17 protein-coding genes and 1 pseudogene are annotated in these 15,660 nt (G+C 71.1%); 10 read left to right on the plus strand and 8 right to left on the minus strand.

The genetic code is table 11. From position 1 onward, the window contains the following. Positions 1-47: 47 nt before the first annotated feature. Entirely contained in the window at positions 48-1,223 is a 1,176-nt protein-coding gene (sfnG, locus tag ACH4YP_RS27960) for a dimethylsulfone monooxygenase SfnG (RefSeq protein ID WP_398493193.1), read from the minus strand. A 152-nt stretch (positions 1,224-1,375) separates the two neighbouring features. Next, a complete protein-coding gene (locus tag ACH4YP_RS27965; protein WP_398493402.1) occupies positions 1,376-1,459 on the minus strand; it encodes a putative leader peptide in 84 nt (27 codons plus the stop codon). A gap of 137 nt (positions 1,460-1,596) precedes the next feature. Here ACH4YP_RS27965 and ACH4YP_RS27970 point away from each other — a divergent pair, with 137 nt between their 5' ends. Then, on the plus strand, positions 1,597-2,517 hold the full coding sequence (locus tag ACH4YP_RS27970; protein WP_398493195.1) for a LysR family transcriptional regulator: 921 nt from the start codon (positions 1,597-1,599) through the stop codon (positions 2,515-2,517). A 60-nt stretch (positions 2,518-2,577) separates the two neighbouring features. Here ACH4YP_RS27970 and ACH4YP_RS27975 read toward each other — a convergent pair whose 3' ends face one another. After that, positions 2,578-2,766, minus strand: coding sequence for a hypothetical protein (locus ACH4YP_RS27975; protein ID WP_361053679.1), 189 nt, complete (start codon positions 2,764-2,766; stop codon positions 2,578-2,580). A 162-nt stretch (positions 2,767-2,928) separates the two neighbouring features. Here ACH4YP_RS27975 and ACH4YP_RS27980 point away from each other — a divergent pair, with 162 nt between their 5' ends. Further along, complete coding sequence (locus tag ACH4YP_RS27980; protein WP_398493197.1) at positions 2,929-4,458, plus strand: SDR family oxidoreductase; 1,530 nt, start codon at positions 2,929-2,931, stop codon at positions 4,456-4,458. Positions 4,459-4,692: 234 nt separating this feature from the next. Then, a complete protein-coding gene (locus tag ACH4YP_RS27985; RefSeq protein ID WP_398493199.1) occupies positions 4,693-6,066 on the plus strand; it encodes a cryptochrome/photolyase family protein in 1,374 nt (457 codons plus the stop codon). Positions 6,067-6,097: 31 nt separating this feature from the next. On the opposite strand, the gene ACH4YP_RS27990 is transcribed toward ACH4YP_RS27985, so the two are convergent. Further along, the gene (locus ACH4YP_RS27990; RefSeq protein ID WP_398493201.1) at positions 6,098-7,270 is read right to left on the minus strand and encodes a MerR family transcriptional regulator; all 1,173 of its coding nucleotides are present in this window, start codon (positions 7,268-7,270) and stop codon (positions 6,098-6,100) included. A gap of 112 nt (positions 7,271-7,382) precedes the next feature. Here ACH4YP_RS27990 and ACH4YP_RS27995 point away from each other — a divergent pair. Together ACH4YP_RS27995 and ACH4YP_RS28000 are read left to right on the plus strand one after the other, a co-directional pair. Next, positions 7,383-7,997 (plus strand): annotated as a pseudogene (locus ACH4YP_RS27995) (sigma-70 family RNA polymerase sigma factor); the annotation flags it as partial. A 133-nt stretch (positions 7,998-8,130) separates the two neighbouring features. Then, positions 8,131-8,571 (plus strand): SPW repeat protein, encoded by a 441-nt coding sequence (locus ACH4YP_RS28000; RefSeq protein WP_398493202.1) that lies wholly within the window; start codon positions 8,131-8,133, stop codon positions 8,569-8,571. Positions 8,572-8,655: 84 nt separating this feature from the next. On the opposite strand, the gene ACH4YP_RS28005 is transcribed toward ACH4YP_RS28000, so the two are convergent. Continuing rightward, the gene (locus ACH4YP_RS28005; RefSeq protein WP_398493204.1) at positions 8,656-9,477 is read right to left on the minus strand and encodes an ArsR/SmtB family transcription factor; all 822 of its coding nucleotides are present in this window, start codon (positions 9,475-9,477) and stop codon (positions 8,656-8,658) included. A gap of 147 nt (positions 9,478-9,624) precedes the next feature. Between ACH4YP_RS28005 and ACH4YP_RS28010 the strand changes: the two genes are divergently transcribed. The 5 genes from ACH4YP_RS28010 (at position 9,625) to ACH4YP_RS28030 (ending at position 13,477) form a co-directional block, all read left to right on the plus strand. Continuing rightward, positions 9,625-10,860: an aminoglycoside phosphotransferase family protein gene (locus ACH4YP_RS28010; RefSeq protein ID WP_398493206.1), complete on the plus strand. Its 1,236-nt coding sequence runs from the start codon at positions 9,625-9,627 to the stop codon at positions 10,858-10,860. Between the two features lie 53 nt (positions 10,861-10,913). Then, positions 10,914-11,474 carry a GNAT family N-acetyltransferase gene (locus ACH4YP_RS28015; protein ID WP_398493208.1) on the plus strand — a complete coding sequence of 187 codons (561 nt, stop codon included), beginning with the start codon at positions 10,914-10,916 and terminating at the stop codon, positions 11,472-11,474. Positions 11,475-11,529: 55 nt separating this feature from the next. Continuing rightward, on the plus strand, positions 11,530-12,075 hold the full coding sequence (locus tag ACH4YP_RS28020; RefSeq protein ID WP_398493210.1) for a hypothetical protein: 546 nt from the start codon (positions 11,530-11,532) through the stop codon (positions 12,073-12,075). An 84-nt stretch (positions 12,076-12,159) separates the two neighbouring features. Beyond that, positions 12,160-12,426 (plus strand): GlsB/YeaQ/YmgE family stress response membrane protein, encoded by a 267-nt coding sequence (locus tag ACH4YP_RS28025; protein ID WP_361053652.1) that lies wholly within the window; start codon positions 12,160-12,162, stop codon positions 12,424-12,426. A 169-nt stretch (positions 12,427-12,595) separates the two neighbouring features. Then, positions 12,596-13,477: a GNAT family N-acetyltransferase gene (locus ACH4YP_RS28030; protein WP_398493212.1), complete on the plus strand. Its 882-nt coding sequence runs from the start codon at positions 12,596-12,598 to the stop codon at positions 13,475-13,477. A gap of 39 nt (positions 13,478-13,516) precedes the next feature. Here the strand turns inward: ACH4YP_RS28030 and ACH4YP_RS28035 are convergent, their stop codons facing one another. From ACH4YP_RS28035 to ACH4YP_RS28045, 3 genes are all read right to left on the minus strand, one after another. Continuing rightward, positions 13,517-14,299 (minus strand): GNAT family N-acetyltransferase, encoded by a 783-nt coding sequence (locus ACH4YP_RS28035; RefSeq protein ID WP_398493214.1) that lies wholly within the window; start codon positions 14,297-14,299, stop codon positions 13,517-13,519. 79 nt (positions 14,300-14,378) lie between these two features. Continuing rightward, entirely contained in the window at positions 14,379-15,098 is a 720-nt protein-coding gene (locus ACH4YP_RS28040) for a 2OG-Fe(II) oxygenase (protein ID WP_398493216.1), read from the minus strand. A 20-nt stretch (positions 15,099-15,118) separates the two neighbouring features. Next, positions 15,119-15,622: a methylated-DNA--[protein]-cysteine S-methyltransferase gene (locus ACH4YP_RS28045; RefSeq protein WP_398493218.1), complete on the minus strand. Its 504-nt coding sequence runs from the start codon at positions 15,620-15,622 to the stop codon at positions 15,119-15,121. Between the last annotated feature and the right edge of the window lie 38 nt (positions 15,623-15,660).

Consider the following 15,660-nt stretch of genomic DNA (forward strand, 5'->3'; position numbering starts at 1 on the left):
GCCGGGGACCTCTCTCGCGGTGCGGTGCGGTGTGGATGAGCGGGCTTTCACGCGTGGACGGGGGCGGACTCCGGCTCGGTGTCCGGGAGTTGGGCTTCCAGTTCGCGTACGAGGGGCAGCACGCGGCGGCCGAAGTACTCGACCTCCTCGTGGTAGTGGAGGAAGCCGAGAAGCAGGAGGTCGACGCCGAGGCGCTTGTACGCGACGATCCGCTCGGCGATCTGCTCCGGGGTGCCGATCAGCCCCGTACGGAAGCCGTCGTTGTACTGGACGAGGTCCTCGAAGGAGGAGTCCTGCCACATTCCCTTGCCGTCCGCGGCGGACTGTCCGGCCTGCTTCACCGCGGCACCGAATCCCTCGACAGCCTCGTGGTCGGCGTGGGCGACGATCTCGCGGAGGGTCTCGCGGGCCTCGGCCTCGGTGTCGCGGGCGATGAGGAAGCCGTTGAGGCCGAACTTCGGTGCCGTACGCCCGACTTCGGCGGCGGACTTTCGGACGTCGCTGATCTGCTCGGTGACGCCGTCGAAGTCCTTGCCGTTGGAGAAGTACCAGTCGGAGACCCGTCCGGCCATGGCGCGGGCGGCGGTGGAGTTGCCGCCCTGGAAGATCTCGGGGTGCGGGCGCTCGACGGTGTTGAGGGGCTTGGGCTTGAGGGAGAAGTCGCGCAACCGGTAGAAGTCACCGGCGAGTTCGGTGTGGTCCTCGGTCCAGATCTGGCGCAGGGCCTGGATGAACTCCTCGGAGCGGCGGATGGGGGTCCCTCCCGGTTCGAGCGAAGCCGAGAACTGGGGGAGCTCGTCGTGCTCCAGCCAGGGCTCGCCGAGGGTGGTGAACTCGCCCTTGAACCAGCCGGATACGACGTTGACGGCGAAGCGGCCGTTCGACAAGTGGTCGGCGGTGGCGCCGAGTTTGGCGAGGACTCCCGGGTGCCAGAGGCCCGGGTGGACGGCGGCGATGACCTTCAGGCGCTGGGTGGCGAGCAGCAGGGCAAGGCTGAAGCTGGTCGACTCGTGCTGGAACTCGGCGCCGTAGCTGGCCATGTAGCGGACCTGGCTGAGGGCGTAGTCGAAGCCGTTGTTCTCGGCGAGGACGGCGAGTTCGCGGTTGTACTCGTAGCCCCAGTCGGTGCGCTGCTCGATCTTGCTGGTGACCAGGCCGCCGCTGACATTGGGCACCCAGTAGGCGAAGCGGACGGGGTCTGCGGAAGGGTTTTCGGCAGGCATGTGGAACTCCTGTTGCGGGGAATCCAGGCAGGCCGAATTCGGCGAATGGCGATGCGTTGCCGAATTCGGGCGGCGGAAATCGACTCACGGCTTTACGGCAGCCGTGGGCGTCGGCAGAAGAGGGGGATGAGAGGCGCAGCGGATCCGGTGGATCAGGCCGCGGAGCAACAGGTGGCGCTGGAGACACGCGCGAGGTCGACATGGCGTCGCCGCGTGAGGTCCAGTCGCATCATCATGTTCCCGATCGTGGCAGCCGTCGGTCCTGACCGTCAAGGAATACCCGATCGGTCTCGCATCGCGGACCGGCGAATTTCACGAAGGCGTGACAGGGCAGCCCTTGAACAGGGCGGTGCGTGCACAGCATTCTGCTGGGGTGCGAATAGAGCAGCTGGAATACATCACGGCGGTCACGCGGCTCGGCTCGCTGCGCCGGGCCGCCGAGGAACTCCATCTCTCCCAGCCCGCGTTGAGCGAGACCGTGCGGAATCTGGAGCGTGAACTCGGGGTCGATCTCCTGGAGCGCAAGCGGTCCGGCGCGAAGATGAGCGATGAGGGTCGGGAGCTGCTGCCGCACATCATCAACGTCCTCGACGCGGTGGACCGGCTGCGGGGCGCCGCGGGCGAACAGCACCGCATCAGTCGCATGGTGCGCGTCGGAACGGTGAACGCGGCGACGGTGCCACTGCTCATTCCGGCCGTACGGGAGTTCCGCGCGACGCATCCGGCGACGCAGGTGGAGGTCGTCGGCGCCCAGCAGTCGGAGATCCACCGGACCCTGTTGGAGGGCGGCTTCGACCTGGGTCTGGTGAATCACCTGGAGGGTGACGACGTGGCCGCCGACTTCGACTCGACCGAGCTGCTGCGCGGGCGGCCGGTGGTGTGTGTGCGGCCGGACAGTCCGCTCGCGTCGCTCCCGGTGGTGCCGGTGTCCGAGCTGCTCGCCGAACCGCTCATCGCGATGCGCTCCGGCTATGTGATGCACCGCTACGTCCACCGGCTGCTGGGCGACCGTGAGCCGTCCTTCTCCTACTCGACCGACGGCGCGGAGATGGGCAAGCTGATGGTCGCGGAAGGGCTGGGGGCCACGGTACTGCCCGACTTCAGCGTGATCGGCGATCCGCTGGAACGGCAGGGCTCGATCGTCTGCCGTCCGCTGGCCGACGACTCGACGCGGGTGCTGTTGATGCTGCAGCGCCGCAAGGCGGAGTCGGTGCCGCGGGCCGCCCACGATCTGCACGAGGCCTTCGTGGCCCGGGCGGCGGCACTCGGGGGAACGGTGACCGGCCGGCCGTGACACGGCGCCGGCCGCACTCGCCCCGAGACGGCGCCCGCCCGTGCGGAACCAGTCGCGGAATCAGTCCTCGTCGAGCGCCGGGACCACCACGAGGAAGGCGTCCGACTCCAGGTCCATCACGACCGCCGCGGGCTCACCCTCGGCACGACGCCGGGCCGCGTACTCCTCCGCGGGCCACGATCCGCGCGGGGCTCCCGCGGGAAACCGCTCCAGCACCTTGGCGCTCATGACGGCAGCCACCTCCGGCATCGACCGACGACTCTCTTCTGGACCTCGTCTGCCCCCGATCTGCGAAGACATGTGCCGGCGCCCGTGACCCGGATGGCCGCAGTGTCCCGGTCGGCGCATCCGTCGGGGCCTTCACGAGGGAAGTGATCAGGAGGGGGACACCACACGGAAGGCTGAGAGCTCATGAGCGGTGACGTCTCCGAAGGCGGGCTGCGGTGCCTGGTGACGGGCGCGACGGGATACATCGGCGGCCGGCTCGTCCCGGAGCTCCTCGCCGCGGGCCACCGGGTGCGCTGCATGGCCCGCTCCCCCGGCGCCCTCCGGGACCACGAGTGGGCGGGCGACGTCGAGGTGGTGCGCGGGGACGTCACGGACCCCGAGTCCGTCGCCGGGGCGATGCGGGACATCGACGTCGCGTACTACCTGGTGCACGCGCTCGGCACGGGCAAGGGCTTCGAGGAGACCGACCGCAGGGCTGCGCGCACCTTCGGGGAGCGGGCCCGCGCGGCGGGCGTACGCCGGATCGTCTATCTGGGCGGGCTCACCCCCGCCGGGGTGCCGGAGGAGGAACTGTCGCCTCACCTGCGGTCCCGTGCCGAGGTCGGCCGCGTCCTGCTGGACTCCGGTGTGCCGACGACCGTACTGCGCGCTGCGGTCATCATCGGTTCGGGTTCGGCCTCCTTCGAGATGCTGCGCTATCTCACCGAGCGGCTGCCGGTGATGGTCACTCCGAGCTGGGTCCGTACGCGGATCCAGCCCATCGCGGTACGGGACGTGCTGCGCACGCTGGTGGGCGCCGCGCGGATGCCGGAGGACGTCAGCCGGGCCTTCGACATCGGCGGCCCGGAGATCCTGACGTACCGGGAGATGATGGTCAGATACGCGGCGGTCGCGGGCCTGCCCCGTCGGCTCATCGTGCCGGTGCCGGTCCTGACGCCCCGCCTCTCCAGCCACTGGGTCGGACTGGTCACGCCCGTACCGAACTCCATCGCGCGCCCGCTCACGGAGTCGCTGCGCCACGAGGTCGTCTGCCACGAGCACGACATCGCCCGCCTTGTGCCCGACCCGCCGGGCGGGCCGATCGGCTTCGAGGAGTCGGTGCGGCTGGCCCTGCGACGCGTCAGGGAGGCGCGGGTCACCACGCGCTGGTCGTCCGCCTCGGTGCCGGGTGCCCCGAGTGACCCGCTGCCCACCGACCCCGACTGGGCGGGCGGCAGCCTCTACACGGACCGGCGCGAGCTGGCGGTCGACGCCCGGCCCGAGGCCCTGTGGCGGGTGATCGAGGGCATCGGCGGTGACAACGGCTGGTACTCCTTCCCCCTCGCCTGGGCTGTGCGCGGCTGGCTGGACCGGCTGGCCGGCGGGGTGGGCCTGCGCCGGGGGCGCCGCGACGCGGCACGCCTGCGGGTCGGCGACTCGCTCGACTTCTGGCGCGTCGAGGAGATCGAACGAGGGCGCCTGCTGCGGCTGCGCGCCGAGATGCGGCTGCCGGGCCTCGCGTGGCTGGAGATGTACGTCGACACGGACGACGACGGCGGCGTCCGTTACCGCCAACGCGCCCTCTTCCATCCCCACGGGCTGCTCGGCCACGCCTACTGGTGGAGCGTGTCGCCGTTCCACGCGGTCGTGTTCGGCGGCATGGCCCGCAACATCGCCCGGACCGCGGCCAGGACGGAGCCCGCGCCGGCACGGCTCGGCACGCCCGGTGGCTGATGCCCGACGCCCAACGCCTGCCGCCCGATGCCCGACAGCCGACAGCCGACGGGGACGCTCGCACGGCTGACGAGCGCCTCGCCTGGCTCTCCGACCGGAACCCCCTCCTCGCCACACGGCGCCGCCCGGCCCGTCGTCCCGCCCTCTCGCCCTGGCCCGTTGTCCCTTCCGGCCCCCGCCCCCACCCCATCGCCGTCGCCGTCCCATCCCGTCCCGGAATTCCGGAGTCATGCCATGAACGTCTCGGTCGTCCTGTTCACCTCCGACCTGCGCCTTCACGATCATCCGCCGCTCCGCGCGGCGCTCGACGGCTCCAGCGCGGTGGTGCCCCTGTTCGTCCGTGACCGGGCCGTCGACGAGGCCGGATTCGCCGCTCCGAACCGGCTGGCGTTCCTCACCGACTGTCTGCGGGATCTCGATGCGGGGCTGCGCGAGCGCGGCGGCCGTCTCGTGCTCCGGTCCGGCGATGTCGTCGACCAGGTGTGCAGGGTGGTCACGGAGACGGACGCCGACGAGGTGCACATGGCGGCCGGTGCGAGCGCCTACGCCCACCGGCGCGAGGAACGACTGCGCACCGCCCTGGAGTCGGAGGGGCGCCGACTGCACGTCCACGACACGGTGATCACCGCGCTGGCACCAGGGACCGTGACCCCGGCCGCCTCGGACCACTTCGCCGTCTTCACGCCGTACTTCCGGCACTGGGCCCGGCAGCACCCGCGCGACGTGCTCGGCGCACCCCGCACCGTGCCCGTACAGGAGGGCATCGGTTCGGAGGCACTCCCCCGGCGCGGCGAGCTGTCCGGCCTGTCGGAGGGGCTGGCCGCGGGCGGCGAGACGGAGGGCAGGAAACGGCTGACGGCCTGGCTGCGGGGCGGGATCGGCTCGTACGAGGATCGCCACGACGACCTGCCCGGGGACGCCACCTCGCGCCTCTCACCGCACCTGCACTTCGGCACACTGTCCCCCGTCGAGCTCGTCCACCGGGCGCGGAGGGCGGGCGGACCGGGCGCCGAGGCGTTCGTACGGCAGCTCGCGTGGCGGGACTTCCACCACCAGGTGCTGGCCGCACGGCCCGACGCCGCGACGGCGGACTACCGCACCCGGCGCGATCTGTGGCGGTCACAGACGTCGGCCGCGCAGGACATCGACGCCTGGAAGGAGGGCCGGACCGGCTATCCCGTTGTCGACGCCGCCATGCGCCAACTGCGGTACGAGGGCTGGATGCACAACCGGGGACGCCTGCTGACCGCGAGCTTCCTCACGAAGACGCTGTACGTCGACTGGCGGGTCGGCGCCCGTCACTTCCTCGAACTGCTGGTGGACGGCGACATCGCGAACAACCAGCTCAACTGGCAGTGGGTGGCGGGAACCGGCACCGACACCCGGCCCAACCGGGTCCTCAATCCGGTCCTCCAGGGCAAGCGGTACGACCCGGACGGCACGTACGTCAGGCGCTGGGTGCCCGAACTCGAAGGGCTCGGCGGGGCAGCCGTGCACGAGCCGTGGAAACTCAAGGGGCTCGAACGCGCCGCCTACGACTATCCCGGCCCGATCGTCGAACTCGCCGACGGGCTGGCCCGTTTCAGACATGCTCGCGGGCGGGCCTGAGGATCCGCCGGCCTGCCGGCCCACCGGCCCGTCAGTCCGCCGGTCCCGGCACGCTGTTCTCGTAGCGGGCCGCGAGGACGGCCAGTGCGTCGTGCAGGCTCGGCGGCCGGAACATGCCCTGCGCCGATCGCCCGGCCCATCCCGGGCCACCCAGCACGAGCGTCGGATGTCTGCGAGCGCCCTTCACGCCCCAGTGCGTGGATGCCACGTGGCGGGCCAGCGGGATGCTCGCCGTGGAGCGTGCCTGGGCCCACAGGACGACGGCCGAGGGCCCCAGGCGCCGTACCGCCGCGGTCAGCGCCTCCGCGGGCACGGCCGCGCCGAACATCCGGGTGGGCAGGCCGTGTTCGGCGAGTCCGGCGTTCAGCGCCTCCAGCGGCAGGGTGTGCTGCTCGCCGGGCACGCAGGCCAGGACCACGGGCCCCGCGGCGGTCTCCGGCGTGCCCGGTCGCGGGGGCGGTGTGACGCGGCGGAGCGTGGTGGAGATGTGCCAGGACAGCAGATGCTCGACCTCGACATACCGGTCGCCGGACGACTCCCATCTGCGGCCGACGGCGTGCAGCGTCGGAACCATCACGTCCTGCCAGGCGACCGTGAGGCCGTATCGCTCGACGGCCGAGGTCAACCGGCCGTCCACGGCCGGGGCGTCGAGCCGGACAGCGGCCCGGGCCAGACCACGGCACTCCTGGCGGATGTCACCGGGAAGCGGCGGGCCCGCCGTGGGCGGCCGGTCCCCGGCGGCGGGTGAGCACACGTGGGCGGTCCGGTCGGGCGAGGGCGAGGGCGAGGGCGAGGGCGAGGGCGAGCCGATCGTCTCCTTGGCGGCCTTCTCTTCGGCGACCCACTCTTTCGGGGTTTTCGCAGCCTCCGCGTTGACGGCCCTCTCCTTGACGGCCCTCGCCTCACCGGCCTCCTGTCTGGCGGCGCGTGCCGCCTCGGCGGGCGGGACCCCGGCGGAGGTGAGCCGGCACATCGCCTCCAGCATCGCGACGTCCCGGGGCGTCCAGCGGCGGTGGCGTCCGTCGGCGCGGACGGCGGGGCCCAGGCCGTAGCGGCGGTCCCACGAGCGCACCGTGGTCGGCGACACCCCGAGCCGGCGGGCCACCGCCCCGGTCGTCATTCCCGTATCGGCCGCCTCGACCGACTCGGCCGCTTTCGGAGAGGTGTCGTCCGGGCGGTTCCGCCCGTCCGTCGGCTCGTGCATGGGCCGACTATACGACGCAGAATCGATGCGTATTGATCACCTCACGGCCCGGCTCCGACGATGGCCGCACCGGGGCACGACGCGAGGAGCCATGATCATGACCGGACGTGCGATGTCCGAACAGCCGGTGGTCACGGCGGAGGGTGACACCCCCTCAAGGGTTCGTTCGAAGGAGTCGTCCAGCAACCAGGAGCCGCTCAGCGACGAGGAGTTGGCCCGCGGCCTGGCCGACGGCGACGAGGCCTGTCTTGCCGCCGTCCACCGCAGGTGGTCCGCGCTGGTCCACACGCTCGCCTGGCGTGCGCTGGGTGACGCGAGGGAGGCCGAGGACGTCACCCAGCAGGTCTTCCTGGGGGTGTGGCGCGGTCGTCACGGCTACCGGCCCGAACGCGGCGCGGTCGCGGCCTGGATCGTGGGCATCACCAGACGCCGGATCGCCGACGCGCTGGCGGCCCGGACGCGCCGCACTGAGCTCATCGCCCGGGCGGGATCCGTCCTGGCGCTCACCGATCCCCTGGAGGAACGGCCCGAAGCCGTCCTCGACCGGATCCTGATCCGGCGGGAGATGGCCAGGCTGCCCTCGGCCCAGCAACGGGTCCTGCGTCTGACGTTCTACGAGGACCTCACCCAGGCCCAGATCGCCCAGCGCACCGGCTGGCCGCTGGGGACGGTCAAGAGCCATGCCCGACGCGGGCTGTACCGGCTGCGTCGCTGTCTGCGTGCGGACTACGCGACTCCTGCCTCCTCCGACCCGCCCACCTCTACACATAAAGAAGAAATAAGAGCAGAATGTATATACGCGGCGTCTACCGCATACCGCACAGTCGCGGTCAGGCCTGCAGAGACAAAGGAGTCGAGTCATGGCCAACGTCTCGAACACCAGAGGTGACATAGCCAGCCACCCTGATGTATCCGAAATGCGGGATCGCTACGCCCGCATGCTCGGTGGTCGCGATGTGGCGCTAGTGGACGGACCGGTGTTCCTGCTCGGTCTGTACTGCGCCGCCTCCCCGTGGATACTCCACTACACGACAAGCCAGCCCGCACTCGTGACGCACAACCTCATCATGGGCATCGCGATAGGCGTTCTGGCCCTCGGATTCACCACCACCCCGACCCGGGTGTACGGCCTGAGCTGGGCCATGTGCGCCATGGGTACGTGGATGATCATCTCGCCGTGGATCGTCGGCGAGAGCCCCGACGCGGGCGTCGTGCTCAACAACATCATCATCGGCGTTCTCGCCGTGGTGCTGGGGTTCATCTGCGCGGCCACGTCCGCGAAGAACACATCACAGACGTAGCAGGACGTCTGCGCCGATGAGGACCGTCGGCCGGTCCGCGCGTTCACACCGCGGGCCGGCCGACGCACGCCGCGCCGGTCGGCGCTACGGCACCAGCCACGGTTCCTGCGGCAGCGGACTGCCGGTCTCCAGGAGCGACTTCAGGTTGGCCAGGACGGCGGGCCAGCCGGCGGACACCTCCTTGACCGCGGTCTCGTCGGCCAGGTCCTCGTGCGTGACGGTGAGCCGGACGATCCCGCCGTGCGGCCGGATGTCGTAGGTGACCCTGGAGTACTTGTCCTCCTGGCCCTCGTCCTCGGGCGAGGCCCAGGTGGCCACCAGCCGGGTGGGCCGCTCGCTCTCCACGACGGTGCCGACCACGTCGGCGATCCCCGATCCGTCGATGCGCCGGTGCTCCCACCGGGATCCGGGGCGCCAGTCCTCGGAGACGTTGCTGTGACCCCAGTACGAGGCGGTCAGGTCGGCGTCGGTGAGCGCGTCCCAGACCTTCTCGGGCGTGCTGGCGATGTAGGTGACGTACACGAATGTCGGCTTGTCGCTCATGTCTTCCTCGGCTCGTCGTTTGACCGCGCTGAGCACGCGCAGACGCGGGCGCTCGAACTTGTCGATCCACCGCTCCTGGATCTCGTGGAGCGGTACGGGGTTGAGGTAGTGCAGCTTTTCCCGGCCGCGCCGCACCGCGCTGACCAGGTTGGCCGCCTCCAGGACGGCCAGGTGCTGGGTGACCGACTGGCGGGTCATGTCGATGTGCTCGCACAGCTCCCCCAGCGTCTGCCCGCTGTGCTCGTGCAGCCTGTCGAGCAGCCGTCTGCGCGTCCCGTCGGCCAGCGCCTTGAAGACCTGGTCCGTCTGCGCGTCCTTGCCCGGCACTGGTCCGCCCTCCCGTTCCGGCTCCTCATCCGCCATCCGATCGCACACTCAACGTTATGCAGGCAATTACCTGCATGTCAATCGTACGGCGCCCTCCGCCATCCCGTCCGGCGCCGTCTGCCATCCGGGGTACCCCGGCGATATTCGCTGGCCGCGTACGGGCGGCTCGCTCAGACTGTCGCGGTGAGCCGAACTTTCAGTGCGTGGGTGACGTCGGGTGAGGACTTCCTCGGCGCCGTCGGCCCCTTCTCCGTGGACGTGCCGTGGTGGTCCGAGGTCGAGCCGGTCGTCCGGCGTCTGCAACAGGCGCTCGGGGTGCGGGTGTTGGTGGTCCGGCTACTGTCCGTGGACGGCGGTGAGGGCGGGCGCGACGGCCATGTGACGTACCACGTCGAGGCGTTGGACCGCCCTGGCCTACTGCTCCAACTCCCGGCGGATCCAAGGCCGTTGCACGGGCTGGACCCGCTGCGGGCGCCCTGGGCGCGGATCGACGGGCTCCGAGAGCTGTTCGACTGGTCGACGCGCACGCTGGCCGGGGCGGGCCGCCCGGTGACCGGGCCGGTGGAGCAGCGCCGTACTTGGAACCTGGCCGGGCTCTTCCGGCTTCCCACCGACCGGGGCCCGGTCTGGCTCAAGGCCACTCCGCACTTCGCCTCGGACGAGGCGGCGGTCATCGCCGCGTTCGCCCGCGTCGATCCGGGCCTGGTCCCGACCGTCCTCGGCTCCGCCGACGGGCGCGTGCTGATGGAGCACATCCCCGGCGAGGACTGCTGGCAGGCGTCGGCGGACACCGCCGCCTCCGGGCTGCGGCGATTCGTCGTGGCGCAGGCGACCCTCGCCGCACGGCCGGAGGAACGGCCCGCGAGCCTGCCGGACCGGCGTACGTCCGTCTTCGCCGAGCGGGTCCTGGAGTTGCTCGACGGCCCTGTCTCCGGCGGGCTGACCGTCCATGAGCTGGACGTGGCAAGGGAGTTGACGGACCGTTGGCGACTGCTCGACGAGTGCGGTCTGCCGGACACGGTCGTGCACGGCGACTTCCACCCCGGCAACTGGCGCAGCGACGGCGGACCGCCGGTGGTCGTCGACTTCGCCGACGCGCACTGGGGCAATCCGGTCCTGGACGCGCTGCGAGTGCACGCATTCCTTCCCGAGGCCGTGCGAGCGGGCGCCGCCCGTGTCTGGGTGGACGCGTGGCTGGAGCAGGTGCCGGGCAGCGACCCGGCCCGCGCCCTCGCCGTCGCCGAGCCGCTCGCGCATCTCGCGTACGCGGTCCGCTACCAGGAGTTCCTGGACGGCATCGAGCCGTCGGAGCGGATCTACCACCTGGACGATCCCGTGTCGGTGATCCGCGAGGCCGTGCGCCGCGCGACCGCTCCCGACCGGGGGCTCGCCGATCTGGGGCGCTCCGTCGTGCGGTGAGCGACACTCACGCACCCTTGGCCGCCCGTCCACGCGCGAGGCAGGATCACCTCATGGACAGCCCGCTGACACTCGCCCCGCCTCCGTACCTGCGGCTCGAAGGAGAGGGTATTCACCTGCGCGAATGGTCCGAGGAGGACATCCCCGCCCTGGTCGAGGTGTACGACGACCCGGAGATCGCCCGCTGGACGCCGGTGGCCTCGCCGTTCGACACCGTCGCGGCGCAGATGTATCTCACGGAGGCCCTGGAGGCGCGGGCGCAGGGACGCAAGGTGCAGCTCGCGATCACCACGGACGGGGTCCTGCCCCGGGGCGAGGTGCTGCTGTTCCGCAGCAAGGCCGACGAGCGGGACGTCGAGATCGCGTACGGCGTGGGAGCCGCCCACCGGGGCCGTGGGCTGGCCTCCCGGGCCGTCCACCTCCTCTCCGCGTACGCCGTGCGCCATACGGGAGCGCGGCGCGTGGTGCTGTGCATCGAGGAGGGCAACGCGGCCAGCATCGCCGTCGCCCGGTCCACCGGTTTCACGCTCACCGACGACGAGCCCGTCCTGCGGACGTCACGGGGGCGGCCGACAACCCTGCGGACGTGGAGCCTGACCGGCGGCGCCGCGTAACCCTTCGGGCGGTTCTCGATCGCGTGAGCCCGCCCCCGGCTGGCAGGCTGCTCCCATGGATCATGTGGAGGTTCTGCTCATCGGTGGGCGCGCGGGTGTCGGGAAGTCGACGGTGGGCTGGGAGGTCTCGGCCCGGCTGCGACGGGCGCAGGTCGCCCACGCCGTGCTGGAGGGCGACTTCATGGGGCAGGTGCATCCGGCGCCGGAGGACGACCCGCACCGGGCAGGGATCACCGAACGCAATCTGGCGGCGGTGTGGGGGAACTTCGCCGAACTCGGCCACCGGCGCCTCATCTACACGAACACCGTGAGCGTGCTGACCGAGGCCGCGGGCATGTTCGAGCGGGCGATGGGCGAGGACGTACGGCTCGTACGGGTGCTCCTCACCGCCTCCGACGCCACCGCCGCCAAGCGGCTGAAGGGGCGCGAGCTGGGTTCCGAGCTGGAACAGGAGCTGCGGGGCAGCACCAACAAGGCCCGCCTGCTGGAGGAACGGGCGCCCGCGGACACCGTACGGGTGGTCACGGACGACCGCGAGGTGATCGACATCGCGCGGGAGGTCCTGGCAGTCACCGGCTGGACCGGAAACGGCGCCGGCTGAGGAGAACCGCCCGGACTGCACTCACGCCGACGGGGCACTTGTAGAGGTAAGGAGTATGACGAAGAGGGGCGAAGAGGGGCTGAGATGGAGATCTCGGGCATTATCAGTGCCATCGTGATCGGCATCATCATCGGTGTGCTGGGCCGGCTCGTTGTTCCGGGCCGTCAGCGCATCGGCATCCTGTGGACGATCGCGGTCGGCATCGTGGCCGCGCTCATCGGTTCGGCACTGGCCAACGCGTTCGACGTGTCCGACACCAACGGAGTGGACTGGATCGAGTGGCTGATCCAGATCGGACTCGCGGCGTTCGGTGTCGCGGCCCTGGACCGGTCGAAGGCAGGGCGCCGCTGACCACGACAGCTCGCGGCGCCCCGGACGCCGAAGCTCCACGAGGTGTCCGCCGTCAGCCGCATGGCGCGTCACCGTAGGAAAAGCTGTTGCAGGTCGTTCTCCGTCACGGCTAGCGTCTGCGGGTTTCCCCCCGCAGCCCGCACCGCACCTCAACCGTGACGGAGACGCCTTGCTCCACCGCATCACCGCACTCACCGATCCGCAGCCCAGCGCGTCGAGCCGCCGTCTGGCATGGCTCGCGTCCGACGACGAGGGGGCACCGGTCGGGTCCGCCTTTCTGCGACTGTTCGCCAAGGAAGGGCAGAAGCATCTCGCCGAACTGGAGATCGCCGTGCACCGGACGGAGCGCCGGCGCGGTGTCGGCGGCGGCCTCCTGGACGCGGCCGTCGCGGCGGCGCGGGACGAGCGGCGCCGCACCGTTCTCGCCCAGGCCGAGGCCGGTTCCCCCGGCGACCTCTTCCTGGCGGCGCGCGGCTTCCGCAGGGTGCTGGCGCTGACGTACGCCCGGCTCCCGCTGGCCGACGCCGACCTCCACCGCATCGACGAGATCGCCGAACAGCCCCATGAGGGCTACCGGTTGATCCAGTGGGAGGGCACGGTGCCGCCCGAACTGGCCCTCACCTTCGCCCACTCGCGCCGGGCCATGGACGACATGCCGATGGACGGCACCGACTACGGCACGGTGGTCTGGGACGTGGACCGGGTCCACTCGGCCGCAGAGGCGATCGCCAAGCGGGGTGAACTGCTGCGCACCGTGGCCGTGTTGGATGCCTCGGGCGGGTCGGTCGTCGGCTTCTCCGAACTCGTCGTTCCCGGCGACGGCCGAGGCGACGCACAGCATTACGGAACCGGTGTACTGCCCGAACACCGCGGCCACGGTCTCGGCCTGTGGATGAAGGCTCAGTCCATCCGGCAGGCCCGCGAACACCATCCGGAACTCGGCGGCCTGCTCACGGACACGGCCGACAGCAACGCGCACATGCGCGGCATCAACGACAGGCTCGGCTATCTGCCGACGCACAAGGCGGTGGAGTACCAGCTCGATCTGTGAGACGGCGCTGTCCTGCCCGAGTGACGTGTCCGCTCCCGGCTACGAGGCCGCGTACACGTACGGCGTGGTCGTCGTCAGCGGGGCGAAGCCGAGTCGTTCGAGGATGGGGCGACTGTCGTCGGAGGCGTCGACCTGGAGGTAGCGGTAGCCGCGGTCGGCGGCGATACGGGCGCGGTGGGCGACCAGGGCGCGGTAGATGCCGCGGCCGCGCCAGGCCTCGACGGTGCCGCCGCCCCACAGTCCCGCGAACCATGTGCCGGGAGTGAGTTCCATGCGGGCCGAGCTCACCGGCACGCCGTCGGCGAGGGCCACGACGGCGACCACCGTGTCCGGCTCTTCGGCCAGCTGGGTGAGCAGCAGGTGCCGGAGCCGGGAGCTGTCCGTGCCGTGGAAGGCCTGCTCATGGACGTCGGCCACGAGGTCGACGCCCGCGGCGTCGGTGACGGGCCGCAGTTCGATGCCCTCCGGCAGCCGGACGTCGAGGTCCAGCTCGCCGACCTCGGCGATCACCAGCGTCTCCTCGGGTTCGGCCGTGAAGCCGGCCGCGCGCAGCCGTCGGCCCAGATCGACGGGCCGGTCGTGCCCGTACAGCTTCCACTCGAACTCCCGGCCCAGGCCCGTGAAATGGCGCACCTGCTCGGCGATCGCCGCGTCCGCGTCGGTCTCCGAGAGGTCGGACCAGAGCACCCCGTTCCAGCCCTTCTCGGGTCCGACGTGCCGCACCACCGCTCCGACACGCTCCACCACGGAGTCGAGGCCGAAGGGGCGCGCGCCCTCGCGCATGTCCCGGTCGAACAGTGCCAGTACCGCTGCGTGATCCATTACGCCACTCCAGCATCCGTGGGACGGGCGGGCAACGGAGTTTCGGGCGAGTGGGTGTCCCGGGGCGCCGACCGGGTGATCATTTGGCGTCGTGGAAGACCAGTCCGAGGGTGCGTCGCCGCCCGGAGCGGACCGTGCTCACCCCGTGCCGCATGGGCCCGATGGACCAGCCCCGCCTGGAGGCCACGGGCCGGTCGCGGGTGGTGAAGATCAGGCCGTGGCCCTGGGGCAGGGTCGTGGACGATCCCCTGGACTGGGCGCGCGGGCGCTGCTCGGTCATGACGAACTCGCCGCCCGTGAAGTCGGTGCCCGGGGCGTCGAGGCCGATCACGACCTGGAGCGGGAAGAGCAGGTCGCCGAACACGTCCCGGTGCAGGGCGTTCCAGTCGCCGGGCCCGTAACGCAGCAGGATCTGGGCGGACTTGGACTGTCCGGCCGAGTGGCACCGCTCCACCCACTCCCCCAACGTGTCGGGCCAGGGCGCGGGTTGTCCCAGCCTCTCGGCCCAGTCGCGGGCGACGCGCAGGAGCCGCGGGTAGAACGCCTCGCGCAACTTCCTTACGACATCAGGCAGTTCATGCGTGAAGTAGCGGTACTGGCCGGAGCCGAAGCGATGGCGGGCCATGTCGATCGTCGCGCGGAATCGGTCGTCCTCGTCATACAGGGCGGCGATCTCGTGGCACTGCCCGGGGGTGAGGAGTTGTCCGGTGAGAGCGTTGCCGTGCTCGTCGAGTTCGTCGGTCAGGGCGGCCCAGTCCTGCGCCGCGACCCGGGCCGCCGGGCCTGTGGTGTTGTTCATGGTGAGAGGTGCCTCAGGGGTCAGAGGAGGGTGGGCTGCAGGACGCCCTCGTGGGTGAGGAGCCGGACCTTGCGCTCCACACCTCCGGCGTAACCGCGCATGGTGCCGTCCGCGCCGATCACACGGTGACACGGGCGCACCAGCAGCAGGGGGTTCGCTCCGATCGCCGCGCCCAGCGCCTGGATCCGTTCGCGGGGCACGCCGAGCCGCTCGGCGAGCGCGCCGTACGTGGTCGACGTGCCGTACGGGATCTCCTCCAGCGCATGCCACACGCGCTGCTGGAAGTCCGTACCGCCCGGGGTGAACTCGATGTCGAACTCGGCGAGTTCACCGGCGAAGTAGGCGGTCAGCTGCCGTACGACGTCCGCGAAGCGGTCAGGGTCGCGCCGCCAACCGGGCTTCACGGCGGGGGCGTTCCGCTGCCCCGGCATGAACAGCGACGTCAACGTCACTCCGTCCAGGGCCTCTTCACCGACCAGCAGCAGCTCGCCCAGTGGGCTGTCGGTCGTCGTAAAGACGGTCATCTCGGCCTCCCTTTCATACGCTTTCGTTCCACTCCTCA

The organism is Streptomyces sp. NPDC020747 (assembly GCF_044334695.1).
GTDB lineage: Bacteria > Actinomycetota > Actinomycetes > Streptomycetales > Streptomycetaceae > Streptomyces.

Coding starts and splice junctions, on each gene's coding strand:
- sfnG (WP_398493193.1), bottom strand. CDS start 1,223: ATGCCTGCCGAAAACCCTTCCGCAGACCCCGTCCGCTTCGCCTACTGG.
- ACH4YP_RS27965 (WP_398493402.1), bottom strand. CDS start 1,459: ATGATGATGCGACTGGACCTCACGCGGCGACGCCATGTCGACCTCGCG.
- ACH4YP_RS27975 (WP_361053679.1), bottom strand. CDS start 2,766: ATGCCGGAGGTGGCTGCCGTCATGAGCGCCAAGGTGCTGGAGCGGTTT.
- ACH4YP_RS27980 (WP_398493197.1), top strand. CDS start 2,929: ATGAGCGGTGACGTCTCCGAAGGCGGGCTGCGGTGCCTGGTGACGGGC.
- ACH4YP_RS27985 (WP_398493199.1), top strand. CDS start 4,693: ATGAACGTCTCGGTCGTCCTGTTCACCTCCGACCTGCGCCTTCACGAT.
- ACH4YP_RS27990 (WP_398493201.1), bottom strand. CDS start 7,270: ATGCACGAGCCGACGGACGGGCGGAACCGCCCGGACGACACCTCTCCG.
- ACH4YP_RS28000 (WP_398493202.1), top strand. CDS start 8,131: ATGGCCAACGTCTCGAACACCAGAGGTGACATAGCCAGCCACCCTGAT.
- ACH4YP_RS28005 (WP_398493204.1), bottom strand. CDS start 9,477: ATGGCGGATGAGGAGCCGGAACGGGAGGGCGGACCAGTGCCGGGCAAG.
- ACH4YP_RS28015 (WP_398493208.1), top strand. CDS start 10,914: ATGGACAGCCCGCTGACACTCGCCCCGCCTCCGTACCTGCGGCTCGAA.
- ACH4YP_RS28020 (WP_398493210.1), top strand. CDS start 11,530: ATGGATCATGTGGAGGTTCTGCTCATCGGTGGGCGCGCGGGTGTCGGG.
- ACH4YP_RS28025 (WP_361053652.1), top strand. CDS start 12,160: ATGGAGATCTCGGGCATTATCAGTGCCATCGTGATCGGCATCATCATC.
- ACH4YP_RS28035 (WP_398493214.1), bottom strand. CDS start 14,299: ATGGATCACGCAGCGGTACTGGCACTGTTCGACCGGGACATGCGCGAG.
- ACH4YP_RS28040 (WP_398493216.1), bottom strand. CDS start 15,098: ATGAACAACACCACAGGCCCGGCGGCCCGGGTCGCGGCGCAGGACTGG.
- ACH4YP_RS28045 (WP_398493218.1), bottom strand. CDS start 15,622: ATGACCGTCTTTACGACGACCGACAGCCCACTGGGCGAGCTGCTGCTG.